Origin of the sequence: Paraburkholderia fungorum (genome assembly GCF_900099835.1) — a bacterium.
GTDB classification, from domain to species: Bacteria; Pseudomonadota; Gammaproteobacteria; order Burkholderiales; family Burkholderiaceae; genus Paraburkholderia; species Paraburkholderia fungorum_A.
The window spans coordinates 244,241-262,029 of the sequence record NZ_FNKP01000003.1; the positions used below are offsets into that span (position 1 = coordinate 244,241).

Annotated in this window: 15 protein-coding genes; 7 read left to right on the top strand and 8 right to left on the bottom strand. The window is 59.0% G+C overall.

All coding sequences use genetic code 11. The annotated features are described in order from the left end of the window. Window positions 1–13 precede the first annotated feature (13 nt). Genes BLS41_RS30470 through BLS41_RS30480 form a run of 3 tightly spaced genes read left to right on the top strand, consistent with a single transcriptional unit; the run spans window position 14 to window position 3,032 of the window. Window positions 14–829 (top strand): class II aldolase/adducin family protein, encoded by an 816-nt coding sequence (locus tag BLS41_RS30470; RefSeq protein WP_074771434.1) that lies wholly within the window; start codon window positions 14–16, stop codon window positions 827–829. Continuing rightward, a complete protein-coding gene (locus tag BLS41_RS30475; protein WP_074771435.1) occupies window positions 829–1,425 on the top strand; it encodes a cysteine dioxygenase family protein in 597 nt (198 codons plus the stop codon). The genes BLS41_RS30470 and BLS41_RS30475 overlap by 1 nt, the downstream gene beginning before the upstream one ends. Next, on the top strand, window positions 1,422–3,032 hold the full coding sequence (locus BLS41_RS30480) for a rhodanese-related sulfurtransferase (RefSeq protein WP_074771436.1): 1,611 nt from the start codon (window positions 1,422–1,424) through the stop codon (window positions 3,030–3,032). Before BLS41_RS30475 ends, BLS41_RS30480 begins: the two co-directional genes overlap by 4 nt. Before the next feature lie 53 nt (window positions 3,033–3,085). Here BLS41_RS30480 and BLS41_RS30485 read toward each other — a convergent pair whose 3' ends face one another. After that, window positions 3,086–3,997 carry a LysR family transcriptional regulator gene (locus tag BLS41_RS30485; protein WP_074771437.1) on the bottom strand — a complete coding sequence of 304 codons (912 nt, stop codon included), beginning with the start codon at window positions 3,995–3,997 and terminating at the stop codon, window positions 3,086–3,088. Window positions 3,998–4,259: 262 nt separating this feature from the next. On the opposite strand from BLS41_RS30485, the gene BLS41_RS30490 reads away from it, so the two are divergent. The 4 genes from BLS41_RS30490 (at window position 4,260) to BLS41_RS30505 (ending at window position 8,085) form a co-directional block, all read left to right on the top strand. After that, window positions 4,260–5,171 carry an ABC transporter substrate-binding protein gene (locus BLS41_RS30490; RefSeq protein ID WP_253189892.1) on the top strand — a complete coding sequence of 304 codons (912 nt, stop codon included), beginning with the start codon at window positions 4,260–4,262 and terminating at the stop codon, window positions 5,169–5,171. 40 nt (window positions 5,172–5,211) lie between these two features. After that, window positions 5,212–6,423, top strand: a complete 1,212-nt coding sequence (locus BLS41_RS30495; RefSeq protein ID WP_074771439.1) for an acyl-CoA dehydrogenase family protein — start codon at window positions 5,212–5,214, stop codon at window positions 6,421–6,423. Window positions 6,424–6,590: 167 nt separating this feature from the next. After that, window positions 6,591–7,067 (top strand): PRC-barrel domain-containing protein, encoded by a 477-nt coding sequence (locus BLS41_RS30500; RefSeq protein WP_074771440.1) that lies wholly within the window; start codon window positions 6,591–6,593, stop codon window positions 7,065–7,067. A gap of 358 nt (window positions 7,068–7,425) precedes the next feature. Next, window positions 7,426–8,085 (top strand): flavin reductase family protein, encoded by a 660-nt coding sequence (locus tag BLS41_RS30505; RefSeq protein ID WP_074771441.1) that lies wholly within the window; start codon window positions 7,426–7,428, stop codon window positions 8,083–8,085. Between the two features lie 562 nt (window positions 8,086–8,647). Here BLS41_RS30505 and BLS41_RS30510 read toward each other — a convergent pair. The 7 genes from BLS41_RS30510 to BLS41_RS30540 all read right to left on the bottom strand — a co-directional run bounded on the left by BLS41_RS30510 (window position 8,648) and on the right by BLS41_RS30540 (window position 17,658). Continuing rightward, window positions 8,648–11,740, bottom strand: coding sequence for an HD domain-containing protein (locus tag BLS41_RS30510; RefSeq protein WP_074771442.1), 3,093 nt, complete (start codon window positions 11,738–11,740; stop codon window positions 8,648–8,650). 437 nt (window positions 11,741–12,177) lie between these two features. Then, the gene (locus tag BLS41_RS40025; protein WP_074773124.1) at window positions 12,178–12,480 is read right to left on the bottom strand and encodes a VF_A0006 family four-cysteine protein; all 303 of its coding nucleotides are present in this window, start codon (window positions 12,478–12,480) and stop codon (window positions 12,178–12,180) included. 237 nt (window positions 12,481–12,717) lie between these two features. Further along, on the bottom strand, window positions 12,718–13,206 hold the full coding sequence (locus BLS41_RS30520) for a hypothetical protein (RefSeq protein ID WP_171910352.1): 489 nt from the start codon (window positions 13,204–13,206) through the stop codon (window positions 12,718–12,720). A 437-nt stretch (window positions 13,207–13,643) separates the two neighbouring features. Further along, entirely contained in the window at window positions 13,644–14,678 is a 1,035-nt protein-coding gene (locus BLS41_RS30525) for an ABC transporter substrate-binding protein (protein WP_074771444.1), read from the bottom strand. 61 nt (window positions 14,679–14,739) lie between these two features. Then, window positions 14,740–15,567: an ABC transporter ATP-binding protein gene (locus tag BLS41_RS30530; protein ID WP_074771445.1), complete on the bottom strand. Its 828-nt coding sequence runs from the start codon at window positions 15,565–15,567 to the stop codon at window positions 14,740–14,742. Continuing rightward, the gene (locus tag BLS41_RS30535) at window positions 15,561–16,616 is read right to left on the bottom strand and encodes an ABC transporter permease (RefSeq protein WP_074773127.1); all 1,056 of its coding nucleotides are present in this window, start codon (window positions 16,614–16,616) and stop codon (window positions 15,561–15,563) included. The genes BLS41_RS30530 and BLS41_RS30535 overlap by 7 nt, the downstream gene beginning before the upstream one ends. 22 nt (window positions 16,617–16,638) lie before the next feature. Continuing rightward, complete coding sequence (locus BLS41_RS30540) at window positions 16,639–17,658, bottom strand: ABC transporter substrate-binding protein (protein WP_074771446.1); 1,020 nt, start codon at window positions 17,656–17,658, stop codon at window positions 16,639–16,641. Window positions 17,659–17,789 lie beyond the last annotated feature (131 nt).

The window sequence follows — 17,789 nt, forward strand, 5'->3', positions numbered from 1 at the left end:
CCGAGAGAACCCCATGAGCACCCCGACCGCCGACCACACTTCCCTCACGTTTCGCGAAACGCCCGTACGCAAGTTCTGGTTCGATGACGACAACGTGCCGCAACGTTCGCTCGAACAGGAACGTCTTCACCGTCGGCAGCGACTTGCAGGCGCATTTCGCCTGTTTGCGCACAACGGTTTTGCACAAGGTCTCGCTGGACACATTACCGCGCGCGATCCCGAATGGACCGATCATTTCTGGGTCAATCCGCTGGGGCGGCATTTTGGCCGCATACGGGTTTCGGATCTTCTGCTCGTCAATCAGCACGGTGAAATCGTGATCGGCGATGGTCCGCTGAATCAGGCGGCGTTTGCGATTCATGCGGCGATTCACGAAGCGCATCCCGGGATCGTGGCGGCCGCGCATACGCATTCGCTTTACGGCAAGGCGTGGTCCACGCTCGGCCGCAAGCTTGATCCGCTGACTCAGGATTCGTGCGTGTTCTACGAAGACCATGAACTGTTCGACGATTTTCGCGGCGTGGTGCTCGACACCAGCGAGGGTGCGCGGATTGCCGACACGCTCGGCTCACGCAAGGCGGTGATCCTGAAGAACCACGGCATCCTGACGGCGGGTCCGTCGGTGGAAGCGGCGGCGTGGTGGTACATCGCGTTAGAGAACGCCTGCCACACGCAACTGCTTGCCGAAGCCGCAGGCACGCCACAGCCAATACCGCACGAGATGGCCGATCTGACCCATCAGCAGATAGGCCGCGCCAACGGCGCACGGCATTCATTCGACAGCCTGTATGAAGGCTTGCTGGAAACCGAAAGGGATTTTCTCGACTGATGTCCATTCATAAACTGCGAAGCTTTATCGGCGACATCGCGGAGTTGGTCGATTCGAATGTCGGGGAAAGCGCGCTGCTCGAACACGGCAAGGCCTCGTTGCACGGGTTGATCCGCACCGACGACTGGCTTCCCCATGCATACGCGCAACCGTCGCCCGAGCGCTATCAGCAATACCTGCTTTACGCCGATGCGCGTCAGCGTTTCAGCGTGGTGAGTTTCGTGTGGGGACCGGGCCAGCAGACGCCGATTCACGACCATACGGTGTGGGGTCTCATCGGCGTGCTGCGCGGCGCCGAACTGGCCGCGCCGTATACGCGTCATGCCGACGGCTCGCTACAGCAGAGCGGCGCCGAACTGCGTCTCGACGCGGGCGATGTCGAAGCGGTGTCGCCCGTTATCGGCGATATCCATCGCGTACGCAATGCCTACGACGATCGCACATCGATCAGCATCCACGTATATGGCGCGAACATCGGCGCGGTGCGCCGCGCGACCTATTCACCGGAGGGCGTGCCCAAGCCCTTTATTTCCGGCTACTCGAATCCGACACTCCCCAACCTGTGGGACCTCAGCAAGGAACAACCCCGTTCATGACGTCATACCCGACCCGCACTTACGAAGACGTGCGACAAACACTGCTGGCGCGCCGTGAAATCGCGCTGCTCGATACGCGCGAAGAAGATCCACACGCGCAGTGTCATCCGCTGTTCGCCGCCAATTTTCCGCTTTCGAAAATCGAACTGGATGCGTACACGCGACTGCCCCGGCGCGACGTGCCGATCGTTCTGTTCGATGCCGGCGAAGGCTTCGCGCAGCGAGCCGCCGACGTGCTGACGTCGCTCGGCTACACGCAGGTCGCGTTACTCGCAGGCGGACTCGACGGCTGGATTCGCGCGGGCGGCGAAGTGTTCCGCGATGTGAACGTGCCGAGCAAGGCATTCGGTGAATTCGTCGAAGCGCAACGGCATACGCCGTCGTTGTCGGCAGAGGCGGTCAACACTCTGCTTGCGAACGACGACGACGTGGTGGTGCTGGATGCGCGTCGCTTCGACGAATATCAGACGATGAACATTCCCGGCAGCGTCAGCGTGCCCGGTGCGGAACTGGTGCTGCGTGCGCGCGCGCTCGCGCCAGATCCGGCAACGCGTGTGATCGTCAATTGCGCGGGGCGCACGCGCAGCATCATCGGCGCGCAGTCGCTGGTTAATGCGGGCTTGCCGAATCCGGTCGCCGCGCTGCGCAACGGCACGATCGGCTGGACGCTCGCGGGGCAAACGCTCGAGCACGGTAGCCAGCGTCGTTTCGATCCGCAGGCCGGTCTCGCCGACACTCATCTCGACGCGTCGCGCACCGCTTCGCGGGCGCTGGCCGACCGCGCCGGGGTTCATCGCACGACGCTTGCCGAAGCGGCCCGATGGGCAGCGGATTCCGCACGCACCACGTATCGCTTCGACGTACGCACGCCTGCCGAATACGAGCGCGCTCATGCGCCGGGTTTTCAGGGCGCTCAAGGTGGCCAGCTTGTCCAGGAGACGGAGATGTTCGCGCCGGTGCGCGGCGCACGCGTCGTGCTGTTCGACGACGACGGCGTGCGCGCGAATATGACCGCATCCTGGATCGCGCAGATGAACGTCGACGTGTATGTCGTCGACGAAGCGTCGGCTGACGACCTCACCGATAGCGGCGCATGGCGTGGCTTAAAGCCCGAACCCACAGCGGCGACACCGGCTCTACGTGCCGACGAACTCGCTGTATTGCTCGCGGACGCATCGAGCGGGACGCTGGTGATCGACGTCACGTCGAGTGCGAATCATGTGAAGGCGCACGTTCCCGGCGCGTATTGGCTCGTGCGCTCACGCCTGTCGAATGGTGCCGACGACCTGCGCGCGTTGCCCGATGCAAAGCGCTATGTGGTCACGTGCGGCACCAACGCGCTAGCACCGTACGTCGCGCCGGAAATCGCCGCGTTGACGGGCAAGCCGGTGCATGTGCTCGACGGCGGCACGACCGCGTGGATTGCAGCGGGCCTGCCCACCGAAACGGGCGATCACCGCCTGGCATCGCCGCGCATCGATCGATACCGTCGTCCGTATGAAGGCACCGACAATGCACGCGAAGCGATGAACGCGTATCTGGAGTGGGAGTACGGTCTCGTCGCGCAACTCGATCGTGACGGCACGCACGGGTTCTTTGTGATCTAACGACGCAGCGGGCAACGCGAGCGGTCCACCGAAGCCGCTCGCGCTTCAAGCACTCAGGCTGCTCGCGACAGATGCGCCGCCTTGAAGCGCTGCTCGACGCTTTCCGCAAGCACCTGCAGCGCCGACTCGAACTTGCCGAGTGCGCGTGATCGCACGATCCACACCGCGATTTCGGGCTTGAAATCGCTGACCTGAATCACATCGAGTTGCGCGGCGTGAGTGCTGATGCGCAGCAGCGGCTGCGGCACCAACCCGAGGCCGACACCATCGGCCACCAGACCGAGTTGCAACTCCGTGCCCAGTGTTTCCAGATTGAGTTTCAGCGTATGCCCCTGCGCTGCGAGCGTCTGCTGCAAACCCGCGCGAAAACCGCAGCCGTCCGGGTTCAACACCCATCCGTACGACTGGCACTCGGCCAGCGTATGTGCACGCTTTTTCAGTGTGCCCTTGCGCGCGACCACGGCCATTTTCAACTCGCCCAGCATCTTGCCCGACAGCGCTTCCGGCAATACGCGATTGGCGGGCAGTAGAACAATCGCGGCATCCAGTTCGCCGTCTTCCACTCTTTGCAGCAGTGGATTGCCCCACCCCGTCGAGACCCGCGCCTGCAACTCAGGATGCGCGCCACGCAGCGCGTGCAGTGCCTTGAGCATCGCGACATCGGCGACGGTTTGCGCGACGCCGAGCCGCAACACGCCTGCGAGCGGCGAATCGTCGGTAACGAGGTGTCTGAGCGCGTCCACTTCACGCACGATCGCGCGACACTGATCGTAGACCGCGCGACCCATTGCAGTGGTTTTCAGCGGCTTGGTATTGCGGTCGAGCAGTTCGACGCCGAGCGCTTCTTCGAAGTTTTGGATGCGGCGCGTGACGGCCGGCTGGGTCAGCGCAAGAGAGTCGGCTGCCTGACTGAGCGACTGACTGCGCACGACGGCGACGAAGGCCTCGATGTCATCGAGTTTCATTGATTGGCTTTTGCGTGGAGTTGAGCGTGGAGTGTGAAATGACCGCGACGACACGGCACTGACGCGAGCTTAGCGTGTTGTCGTGCTTCTGTTCAAGCGCGCCGTGCTTTTCTAACTTGCATCTTAAGAAAGCAGAACAATGCGTTTGCCTTATAAAAGACGCGTACGTATTGTGTGCTTTTGCATTGCTGCGCTTTCTACATACCGACATCTCATGACCTATCCTGCCCTTCGTTTCACGCACCGGCTTCTCTCCGGCCTGATGTTCGCCGCGCTGACCGTTGGCGCGGCTCAGGCCGCGCTCGCCGGCACGACATTGAAGGTAGGCGATCAGCAATTGCAGACGCGCGGCGTTCTGGAAGCCTCCGGGCAATTGAAGAATGTGCCTTACCAGATCGAGTGGTTCAACTTCCCCGCTGCGCAGCCGCTTGGCGAAGCACTCAACGCAGGCGCAATCGACGTCGGCGGCCTTGGCGACGCGCCTTTGATCTTCGCCTATGCGGCGGGCGCGAGAGTGCGCGCGGTGGCCGCGACGCGCTCTGCTCCGGTCGATCTCGCGATCATCGTGCCCGACGGCTCGCCGATCCGGTCCGCCGCCGATCTGAAGGGCAAGCGCATCGCCACGACGCGCGGCTCGATTGGTCACTATCTGGCGATTGCAACGCTGGAGCGCGCAGGCATCAAACAGTCGGACGTGTCGCTGCGCTTCATGCAGCCCGCCGACGCCAAAGCCGCGCTCGCGTCGGGCAATGTCGATGCATGGTCCACGTGGGACCCGTATGTCGCGCTGGCCGAGCAGCGCGATCACGACCGCAGCATTGCGAACGGCGTCAACCTGTCGTCGGGCCTTAGCTTCCAGGCGGCCACCGAAGCGTCGATCAAGGCAAAGCAAAGCGAGATCGCCGACTTCCTGAAGCGCGTCGCGGCAGGACAGCGTTGGGCGTTATCGCATCCCGACGAAGTGGCGGCGATGCAGTCGAAGGTCACCGGCTTGCCGCCTGACGTGTTGAAGACCATGTATCAGCGCGCGCAACTACATCCTGTCGCCATCGACGACGGTTTGATTGCCGAGCAGCAGAAGACCGCCAATCTGTACGAACGCGCGGATGTCATCAAAACGCATCTGGACGTGACGCCGAGTTTCGATCGGCAATTCCCGCTTGCCGGGCAATAAGGTCGGCACACGTCTGCTCCAGTCTCTCCGAGTCACGCTTATGACCAGCCGCCACCCCGCTACCTCCTTTGACGACGTGGAGCGCGACGCCGTTGCACTGCACGCGCTCGCCGACCTCGACGGCCCGCAAGCAGACGAATGGCTCAATGCCTTAACCGGCGAATTCGCCGCAGGCGCAGCCGCGCTCGACAGCGGTCCCGAATTTCCGCATCACAACCTCGCGCGTTTGCGGCGCGCGGTCCTGCTATCGCTGACCGTGCCGCGTGCGCTCGGCGGCCACGAAGCGACGCTGGCACAAACGCTGAAGGTGGTCCGTGCAATCGCACGCGGCGAGCCTTCGACGGCGCTGATCTTCGTCATGCAGTGCCTCTATCATTTGCGCCTTCAGGCAAATCCGAACTGGCCCGTCGAATTGAAAGAGCGGATTGCGCGCGATGCGGTCGAGCGCGGCGGGCTGATCAATTCGCTGCGTGTCGAACCGGAACTCGGCTCGCCGTCCCGTGGCGGCCTGCCTGCGACGGTTGGGCAACGTCACGGCGATCATTGGCTACTGAGCGGCCGCAAGCTTTATTCGACGGGAAGTCCTGGCCTCACCTGGTTCGCCGTCTGGGGCCGCACGGATGAAGCATCGCCGCGCGTGGGGACCTGGCTCGTTCATCGCGATACGCCGGGCATCCGGTTCGGCGAACCGTGGAACCATCTCGGCATGCGCGCGACGGGTAGTCATGAGGTCATCTTCGAGAACGTGCGTGTGCCGCTCGACTATGCGGTCGATCTTCAGGCTCCCGAATCGGCGAGCGGCATGGACCCGATCACGGGCATCTGGATGAACGTATTGCTCCCCTCAATCTACGACGGTGTCGCGCGCGCCGCGCGTGACTGGTTCGTGCAATGGGCCGCTTCGCGCATCCCGTCTGGACTGAAGGCGCCGCTGTCGAGTCTCGACAGTTTCCAGCAGACAGTGGGCCGCATCGATACGTTGCTGTTCAATAACCGCATCCTGCTGGATGCGGGCGCGGCTGGCCAGGTGAGCGCAGCGGAGGCGCCGTCGATCAAATATCTGGTCAGCCGGCAGGCGATCGAAGCAGTGGAACTCGCGCTGGAGGCGAGTAGCAATCCGGGACTTAGCCGCAATAATCCGCTGGAGCGTCACTATCGCGACGTGTTGTGCGCGCGGATTCATACGCCGCAAAACGACACGGTGCTGGGTAATGTGGGGCGCGCCGCATTTGCTGGCTTTGCTGCGCTCTGAATGAGGCGGTTTATTAAACGTTGCGCATGCGCCGCTATCGCGTAGGGCAAGCGTTCAAACGCATCCCGCTTTGTGCAGACCATTGGAAGAAACGGCCACCGCTCGGTGGATACGTCAGGTATGGCCCTTGCGGCTTACTCGATGCACCATTCTTTCAGGAGGCACAAATGGGCTCAATCAATCCTCAAGGTGATACGCGTGGCGGCGCCAACGTGATTGGCAGCGGTATCGGCGAAGGTCCGGGGCCGGACGTGATGGCGTCGGCGACGCTCGACGGCACCAAGGTCATGTCGTCGGATGGCGAGCATGTGGGCAAAATCTCCGACATCATGCTGGACGTACGCGGCGGACGAATCGCCTATGCCGTTCTGTCCGAAGGCGGCTTCCTGGGCATGGGCGCGACATTGCACGCCATCCCGTGGAGCGCGCTGACGCTCGACACTGATGAAAAATGCTTTCACGTCGATATCACCGCGCAGCGTCTGAAGGACGATCCTGGCTTCGACAAGGACCACTGGCCGACAATGGCCGATTCAAAATGGGGCACGACGATGCATAGCTATTACGACCGTCAGCCGTACTGGCTTGCAACGCAGGAAGTGGTCGAGAGCGATCCTGACATCAGGCCGCCGCTCGACCATTAAGGCCGTTAGGGCCATTAAGAAGGCCGCTTGAATTTCTGGCGCTGGAAGGCGTCGGTGAAGTTATTGCAAAGTGGCCCCGATGCCGCCTGCCTGGTGTGATGCCGCGCGGGCGGCTTTTTGTTTCTGTTGATGAGATCGATGATCCGGAATCATTTGCGCAGTTACGTGGATGCAGACACGATCAGAATCATGGGGCGCCTGATATTCACCAGATACGCAAGTAGTCGACTTCAATCAGCCCTGAGCCGGCTCCCAATCGCGAGACTAACGCGGCGACGAATAACGAAGCAAGAATCGGGGTGTATCGAGTGTGAACTGGTCGCATCATGGAATCCTCCCCTCACGTAGCGAGTAACTCATGAATACGCCTCACGTAGTCGCCGAACCCCACATCCTGTATCTTGGAACGCCCGTTGTTCTGATTAGCACCGTCAACGAAGACGGGACGCACAATCTCGCACCCATGTCGTCGGCGTTCTGGCTGGGCTGGCGAGGCGTGCTGGGTATCGCGTCAGCATCGCAGACCACACGCAATCTGCTCCGCACCGGAGAATGTGTGCTGAACCTTCCGTCAGTCAACGAGGTGGGCGCTGTCGACCGCATTGCACGAACCACGGGTACGTATCCTGTTTCTGAATTCAGGCAGGCGTTGGGCTACGTCTATGAACCCGACAAATTCGGCCGCGCGGGAATGACGAGAGTGGCATCCGATACCGTCAGCGCGCCACGCGCGCTCGAATGTCCGATCCAGCTCGAAGCTGTCGTTGCGGCAACTCACGGCATCGGCGAAGACAGTGATCAACTGCGCGGCTTTATCAGTTTGATAGAGGTGCGGATCCAGCGCGTTCACGTCCATCCCGATCTGCTGATGGAAGGTCACGCCAATCGGATCGATCCGGATAAGTGGTCGCCGTTGATTATGAGCTTCCAGAAGTTCTTTGGGCTTAGCGGACAGGTGCATACGTCCAGGCTGGCTGAGATACCGGAGAGAGCTTACGAGTCGCTAGCGAAGGTGTGAGGCGGATGTCCGGATGGCGTTGTTGATCGCCGGTTTCTGGCTGATCATTGCTTGCTCCGAAGGGCAGGAGGCGATCCGTTTCAGACGACCGACATACTCGCATCGAATGGCTCTTGATCGTTTGACTCCGGACGTTGGGTTACAAAGTCGAGACCAAGCCCGTTCGCCATCGGATACGGCTACGCCTACAGGTTGAGCGGTGTCACTGGTGCCGGAAAATGCCCGCAAAGGAAAACTGACACAGGAATCAAATGGCCACCTTGATATTATGACCGGGCTTGTCGACATGGTGGCCGTCATCTCTGGAGTAGTAATGGGACACCTAAGGGGCGGCGTAGCAACCAGATTAGGGCTTTACTTGAAGCCTGCCGAGCACACGTTTTAGGGTGTGTGGGACACCAACGCTTCTCGATTTTCCGTTAATGTTGAGTCTCCCCGTTCCTGAACGGGGAGAACTGGACGAACAGATGCGTCCTAGTTACTTCCATTGTTCGAGCTAGGCCGCGCCAGTCTCTGATCGCCTTTGCCGAGCTTTGACTAACTGGCTATCGGCGATCCCCCTTCACCGCGAAGCTTTTTCATCGGTTAGGCCACGCGCGCGCTTCCAACGGCGCCAGAAGATCGTGGGTTTCATAATCTCATAGTCGATATATTTCGCCAGTTCGCCATACCAGCGACGAACCTCATCTAGCGCTGCCGTTTCGCGCAGGCGGCTTTGGGTCCAGCGGCTCAATGCATCGATTTGGTCCGCCGTCGTTTCTATTTGAATTCCGTTAGGCGTTGCAGCACCAAGGAAAAGAAACGGCAGTAGAACGCATTTTTTGCCAGCAGGCACAAATGGAAAAAGCTGCCATGCAGGGAGCTTGGTTTCAGGTCTGAGAGCCAGACACTCGAATGAATTGTTGACGTGAAGTAGATACCGTCGGTTGCCATGCGCGGTTGAGTATGCTTGCCAAAGGGCTGTTGCCAAGGCACAGTTATCGTAACAATCTTGAGGTTCGTTCCCTAGCCTGTAGCGATTTCGTAACAGCGCTTGCTCGTTTAGCGCCCGTTGATGCTTCGCGACCATCGTTTCGGGGCCGACGAATATCGATGAATGATCGTATATTCGTTGCGGTCCAATAGCTTGGATTGTTCTGCTGGGAAGCTTTGCCCACTCAGTCAATATGATCCTCAACGTCAGATCGGCCGGAGAGAAGTCGACGAGCAAATCACAGTCCGTCAGCTGCGGTTCGTGCGCGGACTGCTTGACGCCAATGGTCCAGTCTTGTCGGGTGAAAAAACTTCGAAGCCTCTGTCCCTTTTGCGTTAAGACAATGTCAAGCCATGCATCATTTAGCTGATTTGCGAGATCGGTCCATTTCCCACCGAAACTGAGGGCCATTCCCTTAAGAAAGAACGAATAGACCGCGCGATTTTCGCCAACCAGCAGCGAGCAACCATCGGACGCACTTAGATCATTCTCGACCACCTGCTCGAGGGACGCTAGCACTGTTTTCTCGAGCAAGTCGTGCGCTCTTGAAGAGATTTTGTCACGATTGAAGTTGAGCCAGCTGCCCGCTTTACCAGACATCAGATCAATTCCGATGATCACATTTGGAACGAAAAGATTTTTGGTCTCGAACTTCTGTCCTCGATATAGAGTGAGCAGCGAGAGAGCGGGATGAGCCCCGAGAGATGGTTGATAGAAGAACTTAACTTCAGACTGAGCACTTTTAATAAATTTCCAGCCGGTACCGTCAGCCCCCTCGTCCGAATCAAAATTTTCGCCATTTATCTCGAAACGACGATTGACCGTGGCAAGCTCCCCATGGACGCGAATGAGGGAATGTTTGCCAAACGTTTTGACCTGATCAGCAAGGAGCGCTGCTTCGTACGGAAATCTTTCATCGAGAACAGGGTCGAGCGCAGTGACGAGCTTATAAGCGATCGATTCGTTTTCGTGGTTCGAGACCGACCACGACTTTGTGAAGGCATCAAGTTCGAATTTGAGAGTGATGGTCGTGCCATGAGAGAATGATATATCGTCGTCCAGTTTTCGTAGAACTACGAGGCCATCTTCGGGCCCAGTTGGGCTGTACATGGTTACGTCAAATATTTCGTTCGAAAAGATACTTTTCGTTCGCAGTGAGACTTCATTACACAGCATGAAGACGCTCTGAAGGCCGATGCCGAATGCGCCTGATGGCTTCATCCACTCTGGCATCTGATTTATTTCTCGTTGACGAACCGCATTGCTTTGGGAGCCACCAATCCTAAGCATATATTCCAGGTCGTTTCGACTAATTCCTGTTCCACAATCGCGAATCGTAAGCGACCAAATAGACTTCTCTTCGGCTCCATCTTGCTCAAGCTTCGACTCCACTAGCTCTACAGAGATCGACGCATGGGCAAAAAGAGCTTTAATCTCCAGATTGTCAGGAGTGGCCCAGATGTCTGCGTTGGCTTGCTTCCTGTTGGTGAGCCAGATTCGGAGCAGTGTTGCGTCCACAGCGTTCTGTAGAAGCTCGCGTACACAAGCAAATTTACTCTCGTATAGATTATTTCCTTGAAGTAGCTCGATCGTCTTATTGGTGTCAACGGTAAAAGCGGGTCGCTCGCCGTCTCTCAGTATTTGCAGATTCCCGCCTAAGCGGACGGAAATGGGTCCGAGCATCGGCAGCAAACCCAACTCTCGGCTCGGGACAATTTCGCGCCAATGCATCATTTGATTTTGAATTTCTAGCTTCAACCAATCGAACCAGCGAAATGCTTCGAGATAGCCCTCGACCGTGTCGCATTCGGCAATGACTTCGATTTTCTCTTGATCGACGCGCAAGTGGCGCATTCCAGCATGCTTGTCTTCGTGAGCCTTACTGAGTTTTGATCTTTCCTCGCCTGCGATACGCTGCATCACTGGGCAAAACCTATTGTCGTCAAGGTCGAGTAAATCACCCATGCGGAGTAAGCAGGCAACGAACCTTGGGTGACAGTCGTCTTGTGCCAATCCGGCCTCGCGAAACGGCAAACCATTCTCCGAGACTAGGTCTTCGAAAGGGGCGCCGTGCATTTGGCAAATCCGTCCGAGGAGCCGGAAAAGCCGGGCGGGAATAAGCTCTGTCCTAGGGGAATTGATTCCCACTGTGCTCATTGGTGAACGCACGATCTGCTCTGCTCGCGCTGGATGCTTTCGTCGGAACCATTCCGCCATAAATTCGCGAAATTTTGACAACGTTTCCAACGGGGCGCTGCCTTGAAAAATTAGCGTCGGGTCGGCGTTGCGTTTGAACGTGCAAGCAAAGGAGTGCAGTTCGTGATGCGGCTGAGCGCAGATGGCATCGATGAACTCTTGAAACTGTGGATCATCGATCGCAGCCTGTAAATCGGCATATGGAACGACCATTCCTATGTCGTGCCAGTAGGCCGATTCGAGCAGCATCCAAGTATCAGTTGCGGTAAGCAGATTTATGTTATTGCCCAGAAGTCGCTCGATATTGACCAGTATCTGTTTGCTGTGTGATTCATCGTGGCGACTGTAATGAGGGAACAAACTGCCCAAGGTTTGCAGCGCCTTGGGAATCAATTTCTCGTCAAAGTCCCATTGACTATACAAAGAACGAAGGGCCGAATGTGATTCGGCTCTCGATTTTAGATGCTTTACAAGGAGATCGGCCATAAGATTAAATTTGTCAAATTTTTGATTTTTACATTGCTCGCCCGTTCACTACGCCGTTGTGATGACTTCGGCCCAGATCACGTTTTACTGCCCAATGGTTTATCGGTAGAAACAAGAGAGGCTTAAGCCGCGTTAGCGAGTTTCCTTATTTGCTTAAGCGAACCGGCCCGACAGGCAAAGCGCGATATTACCTCGCAGCGTTGTCGACTGCTTGTACTCCACGGAACGCAGTTGGATCTCGAGTTGCACCCGGGCGACGTGGCACGCTTTGGATGACCGTCCGAGTTCTGCAAGCGGTCACGCAACGACGTCAGACGAAGGTCTGCTGCTGGCCTACCCCAGAACTTCACTCCAACCGATCCCAGACAAATCGCATCGAATTGCAAACTTCCACGCCCGGCCCACACAGAACAGCGGCCGCATTCATCAGCGGACAGTCACATCCGATTCTGACGGCGGCAAGCGTGCAAGATCTCATTAACGGCAAATGCGTCTCTCACGCCCTGCACATTCTGCAGCACACAGACGTGATACGACTTTTCGCGAGGCAAGAGCAACTCGCCGTTTCTATAAAGCGCGTCGCATGCATCTCTAATTGAGGTTGCGGCCTGCCTGCTTTCACTGTTTCTCAGTGAAAGCAATATGCACTGGTCGTAGTCTGAATTGTTGGGCCCGAATGCCACTGCCGGGATCGGAGAGGCGAGCACAATCGAAAGAATCAGATAGGTAATGTTGCGCATGAATCCGGGCGAGACTAAAAGGTAATGGCGGCAGCGATTGTCGACGATTTTGTCTACGATGTCGAACGCCGCTAATTGCCGGAACCCGTAAAACCGCACCATTCAATGCCAGATTAATAGACTTGTCTCGCAACCTTCCCCGCGCCACCAATATCCGCCCTCCAAATTCGCGGCATACAGACTTTCGCACATCCCCTGCAACTATATCCAGTGCAAAAGCCATAATCCCTTATCCCATCACGACCCGCAAAATGGACCTTGTTCCGTCATCGCGCGTTTCCAGTTGTGCTCTTTACTAATCACCGGCTCTGGCGTCGCAAGCGGCGCGGCCGCTGCGCCTCTGTCTTTCAGATCGATATGGCATTGACCGTCGTTCACGGACAGCGTGGCAACATAGGTGTGGTCGGCAGCCGGCGTGAATGTCAACGTGTCGACGCAGAACCTGCCTGCCACCAACAGATTCTTCGTATAGAACATTGAAAAGGAAAGTGGTGCGCCGGGAATCACTTTGCGCGCCAGTTCCTTGTCTGTGTTCATCACTGGCAGAAGATGTCGTTCCGTGCACTCCGCTGCACCGCCATAGATCATGGCCTGCGCAGTGAAATCAGCGGCTTTGCGAAAAACAAGGGTGGATGCGTCGCTTTGCGTCGGTTCCTGATAAGTCGTTGCGCAACCGGCAATCGACAACACGCCCGCGACCAACATAGGTATTCCGCTACGTTTCATTTTTTATTTAAGTTCCGAGACAAAGCATGGATCAAATATAAGCGCACCAGAAGATGCGCAAATCCAACCTGTCTATACGGCAATGTTCAGAAAATCTTGAGAAGATTTCTTCAATGCCTCCCGGAACAGTTATCAATCTACTCACAGGGGTCGAACGTCTGAAACTGGCCGTCCGACCTCCTCCACTCAACCATATCGCATAAAATTTAATGTTTAGCCCATTGCGGTGTCATCCACTGAAAGAGCCGTTCCGGTAATGCTCACAGTGCGTCCGCGAAATGGCCGACCCATGCGAATCCACCCGCTATTCATCGATGACGGCGCAAAAGCAACTAGCAGATTCACCGAACAAACATTTCGCGCTGTCGACGAAGCTCCCCACAATCCACGATCCCCACCAGCGATTTCAAAAAATCGAACTCCCGTCGCGCCCCTCCTCAAGCCAACACATCCGAAAACACTCGCGTCGCGAAACGATCCGAGTTCGTGCCGGCATTCAACACGCCAACCGACTTCAGATCATCCGCATAGAGCGAGATCTCTTTCTTGAACGCATCGCCAATCGGATGATGATGATCCGTATGGCTCTTGAGCATCGCGGTCAATTGCTCGACATTCGCGCCCGGCGCATTCGGCGCGAAAATCGCCGCAGCCTGAGCCGGATTGTTCGCGGTCCACTCGGTGGCTTCGAGTAGTGCCTGAGTCAGTGCCTGCGCGGTCGCACGGTCCTTGCGGATCAGCGAGCCGCGCACGCCCAGCACGCAGCACACGCGGTTCTCATACTCGCCGCACAGGTTGTTCGACACTTCCTGCAGATGATCGCCCTCGCGAATCGTCCAGATGGTCGGATCGCCATCTGCGATCGCCTGTACTTCGCCTTTTTTCAGCGCTTCGCCCAGCAGCGGTGCTGGGTATTGCCGCCAGCGCACATCGTTGTCGGGATCGACGCCGATCTTCTTCAACGTGATCGCGAAGAAATTTTTCGCGGGACTCGCCATGTCGCTCACGCCCACGGTGCGTCCCTTGAGTCCTTGCAGATCGACGATGCCCGACGCCTTCGTCGCCAGCAGCCGCATGCAGCCGCCGTGGATGCCCGCCGTCAGCTTGACGTCGAAGCCCTGCTCCAGCGGCTTGATCCAGCGCAGCGCCATGCCGACGCCCGCGTCCGATTTGCCGGTGGCGATCGCTTCGAGCAGCTGGTCGGTGGAACCCGAGTAGTTGATCAGCTCGACCTGCAAGCCATGCTTGCGAAAGAAGCCCTGCTTCTCCGCCACGGGGACGGGCGCCGTGCAGATCGCCCCGGCATTCCACGAGAGTTTGATCGGCTTGAGTGCTTCGTCGGCTGCTGCGCGCGTGCCCGGCAGGCCGAATGCCGCGCCGCCCAGCGCCGCCGCTCCAGCCGCCCACGCGGTGTTACGCAACCACAGGCGGCGCGCGGCGTTGACGGGCTGATTGTCGTCCGTATGGTTCATTGCAGTGCTTCCCTGTACTTGAGTGGATGGTCTGTGATCGCGTCTTCGCGCGATTACGCAATTACGTGTCGAGCCCCAGTAGCCCGAGAACTTCGCGCCGCAACGACACCAGCGCGGGATCGTCGCGATGGCGCGGATACGGCGCGTCGTTGCGAACCTCGGCGACGATCCGCGCGGGACGCTCGCTCAACACGATCACGCGATTGGCGACATACAGCGCCTCTTCGACGTCATGCGTGACGAGCAGTACCGAAAAACCCTGCGCCTGCCACAGCCGCACGAGTTCGCCTTGCATGCGGATACGCGTCAGCGAATCGAGCTTGCCGAATGGTTCATCGAGCACCAGCAGCCGCGGATTGTTGACGAGCGCGCGCGCCAGTGCAGCACGCTGCGCCATACCGCCCGACAGTTGATGCGGAAAGGCGTTCGCGAAAGCCGCGAGGCCGACGAGATCCAGCGCGGCATCGATACGTTCAGCGGCATCGCGTTTCGCAGCAGCACCACGCGTCTTGCCTTGAGCTTGAGGACCGAGTCCGACGTTATCGCGCACGGTGCGCCACGGAAACAGCGTCGGGTCCTGAAAGACGACCACGCGCGACGGATCGGGACCCGCCACCACTTCGCCATCCGCGTGAATCGCGCCGCGCGCGGGTGCATCGAGACCGGCGACGAGCCGCAGCAAGGTCGATTTCCCGCAGCCGCTCGCGCCCAGCAATGCGACGAATTCGCCGGGCTCGACCGTCAGGTTGATATCGTCGAGCACCGGCAGCGCTTCGCCGCGCAGCGTGAAGCGGTGGCTGACGCCACGCACGTCCACGCGCGTGCCCCGGCGAGTTTGTACAGTCGTCGCGGCATGCGGCGACGAATTGGAAGAAGCAACGGCTACCATTTGAGCAATCCTTTTTGCCAGGCGAGCAGACGGTCGCGTACACGGAACAGCAACGTGATGAGCCCGGAGCACATCAGCGCCATCACGAGCAGCGCGGCATACATGTTGGAATACGCGGCCCAGCCCTGCGCCCATTGCAGATACCAGCCGAGCCCTGCCTTCACGCCCATCATCTCGGCGACGATCAGCACGGCGAACGATGCACCCAACCCCATGAAAAGGCCGACGAAAACGGAAGGCAGCGCTGCGGGAATAGCGACGCGAAGAATCAGGAAAGATGGCCGCGCGCCGAGCGTGCGGGCGACGTCGTAGTAAGCCGAACTGACGCTCGCGACACCGGACCACGTGAGCACCGCGACGGGGAACAGCGTTGCCAGCGCGATCAGAAACACGCTCGCGCTGAAGCTCGACGGGAAGAAGAAAAACGCCAGCGGTAACCACGCGGTGGCGGGCAGCGGGCCGACCAGGCGCAAGACCGGATGCAGCCAGTAGCCGACCGCTTTCGACCAGCCAATACTGACGCCGATCACGAAGCCCGCGAGCGCGCCGCAAACATAGCCGTAAGCGAGCAGCACGAACGAATGGCCGACGCTCGCAGAGAGCCTCGGCAGATCGTCTGCAAAGACGCCGATCAATGCCTGCGGCGGCGCGAAGAATGGCCGTGGCAGCCATTCGAGTTGAGCGGTGACGATTTCCCACAGCGTCAGCGCGATGGCCAGCGCCAGCAGCCAGGGCGTCGCGTTGAGCCAGGTTCGCACGCGCAAGCGGTTCGACTGCGCGCTGCCCGTTTTCGCCGCTGCACTCACGTGCCATCCGGCTACGCCGATCGCCACCGATAACACCGCGAAGACCAGCTTGAGGATGAGCAATTCGCGCGTGTACGGCCAGTCGTCGAGTGCGGGCCACCACTGCGTGATAGCCGCACCTGCAAACCATGCGAGTGCGGCGAACCCCGCCACGATCAGCTTGCGATCGTCACGCGAAGTAGTGGCGTCCCTGGCCGGAACATCGGCCAGATCTAGAGTGTGAGTTTGCGTTTGTGTGGACATGTCGCGCTCCGTCAATGCGAGGTCATGCGGCGGCAAGATGGGTCTCCGAGATCGCACGGACATCGATACGACGTGGCAGAATCGCGTCCCGGTTCGCGCGGTCGGCGACTTTTTGCAGCGCGTCGATATCCGTGTCGTTGACAAAGTGCTGCTTCAACGACGCGCGCTGCGTGATCTGCCGGGCGGCGTCGAGCGGCGAACGCGTGAGGGACGCGTAGATCTGTGCATAAGCATCGGGGTTCGCCACGGCCCAATCGCCCGCGCGTTGATAGCGCGCCAATACATCCGCAATCGCCGCACGTTTGCGCGGATCGCTCAGCGAATCCCCCGAAGCGGTGATAAAGCCGAGTCCACTGTTAATGCCACTGCCGTCGCGCAAAATGCGACCGCCGCGCTGCACGGCGATGCCGTAGTACGGGTCGAACGTCGCCCATACCTCGATCGAACCGGACGCGAAAGCCGCGAATGCATCGACGGGCAGAATGAAACGCACAGTCACGTCTTCTTTCGACAACCCGGCCTCGGCCAGTGCGCCATAAAGCTGGAACTGCGAAATGCTGCCGCGCGCCGACGAAACGAACACCGTGCGCCCTTTCAGTTCAGCGACGTTGCGAATGGTCGAATGCGGGCCGACAAGAATGCCGAGTTGCGCGCCCGATCCCACTCGCGTCGCCACGATTTTCAGAGACGGATCGCCGACTGCTGCGGCGAGAACCGGCAGGTCGCCCGCCGGAGCGAGATCGACGGCGCCCGCGCGTTGCGCTTCGAATAGCGGCGCCGCTCCCTGAAAGTTGGCCCAGCGGTACGCGTAAGGCACACCGTCGAGCACCTTCGCCGCTTCGACGAGCGCGCGCGTGCCGCCGGCCTGATCGCCTAGTACCAGCGTGACGCCGCTCGTGCTTGCAGTAGCGTTCGTGATTGCGGTAGTTGCAGCGGTCGCGGCATTCGCGCCGCGCAGTCCGGCTGCGGCAAGCGGTACAGCAGCCAGCGTGCGCAACAGTTGTCGTCGTGTGAAAAAAGACGTTGGAGCGGAATCGGTCATAGGTCCTCGCCGGAAATAATCAGCACAGCGTAGCGACGAAATACCGGCGAGAGAATTATTCTCTTTCGATATGTTTATATTTATTCAATATTTATGTTTTGCATGTCAGCAGAACGGCGACATGCGCGGCG

What these genes read in the sequence shown, in the direction of transcription:
- BLS41_RS30470 (WP_074771434.1), top strand. Translation starts at nt 14, where the DNA reads ATGAGCACCCCGACCGCCGACCACACTTCCCTCACGTTTCGCGAAACG.
- BLS41_RS30475 (WP_074771435.1), top strand. Translation starts at nt 829, where the DNA reads ATGTCCATTCATAAACTGCGAAGCTTTATCGGCGACATCGCGGAGTTG.
- BLS41_RS30480 (WP_074771436.1), top strand. Translation starts at nt 1,422, where the DNA reads ATGACGTCATACCCGACCCGCACTTACGAAGACGTGCGACAAACACTG.
- BLS41_RS30485 (WP_074771437.1), bottom strand. Translation starts at nt 3,997, where the DNA reads ATGAAACTCGATGACATCGAGGCCTTCGTCGCCGTCGTGCGCAGTCAG.
- BLS41_RS30490 (WP_253189892.1), top strand. Translation starts at nt 4,260, where the DNA reads ATGTTCGCCGCGCTGACCGTTGGCGCGGCTCAGGCCGCGCTCGCCGGC.
- BLS41_RS30495 (WP_074771439.1), top strand. Translation starts at nt 5,212, where the DNA reads ATGACCAGCCGCCACCCCGCTACCTCCTTTGACGACGTGGAGCGCGAC.
- BLS41_RS30500 (WP_074771440.1), top strand. Translation starts at nt 6,591, where the DNA reads ATGGGCTCAATCAATCCTCAAGGTGATACGCGTGGCGGCGCCAACGTG.
- BLS41_RS30505 (WP_074771441.1), top strand. Translation starts at nt 7,426, where the DNA reads ATGAATACGCCTCACGTAGTCGCCGAACCCCACATCCTGTATCTTGGA.
- BLS41_RS30510 (WP_074771442.1), bottom strand. Translation starts at nt 11,740, where the DNA reads ATGGCCGATCTCCTTGTAAAGCATCTAAAATCGAGAGCCGAATCACAT.
- BLS41_RS40025 (WP_074773124.1), bottom strand. Translation starts at nt 12,480, where the DNA reads ATGCGCAACATTACCTATCTGATTCTTTCGATTGTGCTCGCCTCTCCG.
- BLS41_RS30520 (WP_171910352.1), bottom strand. Translation starts at nt 13,206, where the DNA reads ATGAAACGTAGCGGAATACCTATGTTGGTCGCGGGCGTGTTGTCGATT.
- BLS41_RS30525 (WP_074771444.1), bottom strand. Translation starts at nt 14,678, where the DNA reads ATGAACCATACGGACGACAATCAGCCCGTCAACGCCGCGCGCCGCCTG.
- BLS41_RS30530 (WP_074771445.1), bottom strand. Translation starts at nt 15,567, where the DNA reads ATGGTAGCCGTTGCTTCTTCCAATTCGTCGCCGCATGCCGCGACGACT.
- BLS41_RS30535 (WP_074773127.1), bottom strand. Translation starts at nt 16,616, where the DNA reads ATGTCCACACAAACGCAAACTCACACTCTAGATCTGGCCGATGTTCCG.
- BLS41_RS30540 (WP_074771446.1), bottom strand. Translation starts at nt 17,658, where the DNA reads ATGACCGATTCCGCTCCAACGTCTTTTTTCACACGACGACAACTGTTG.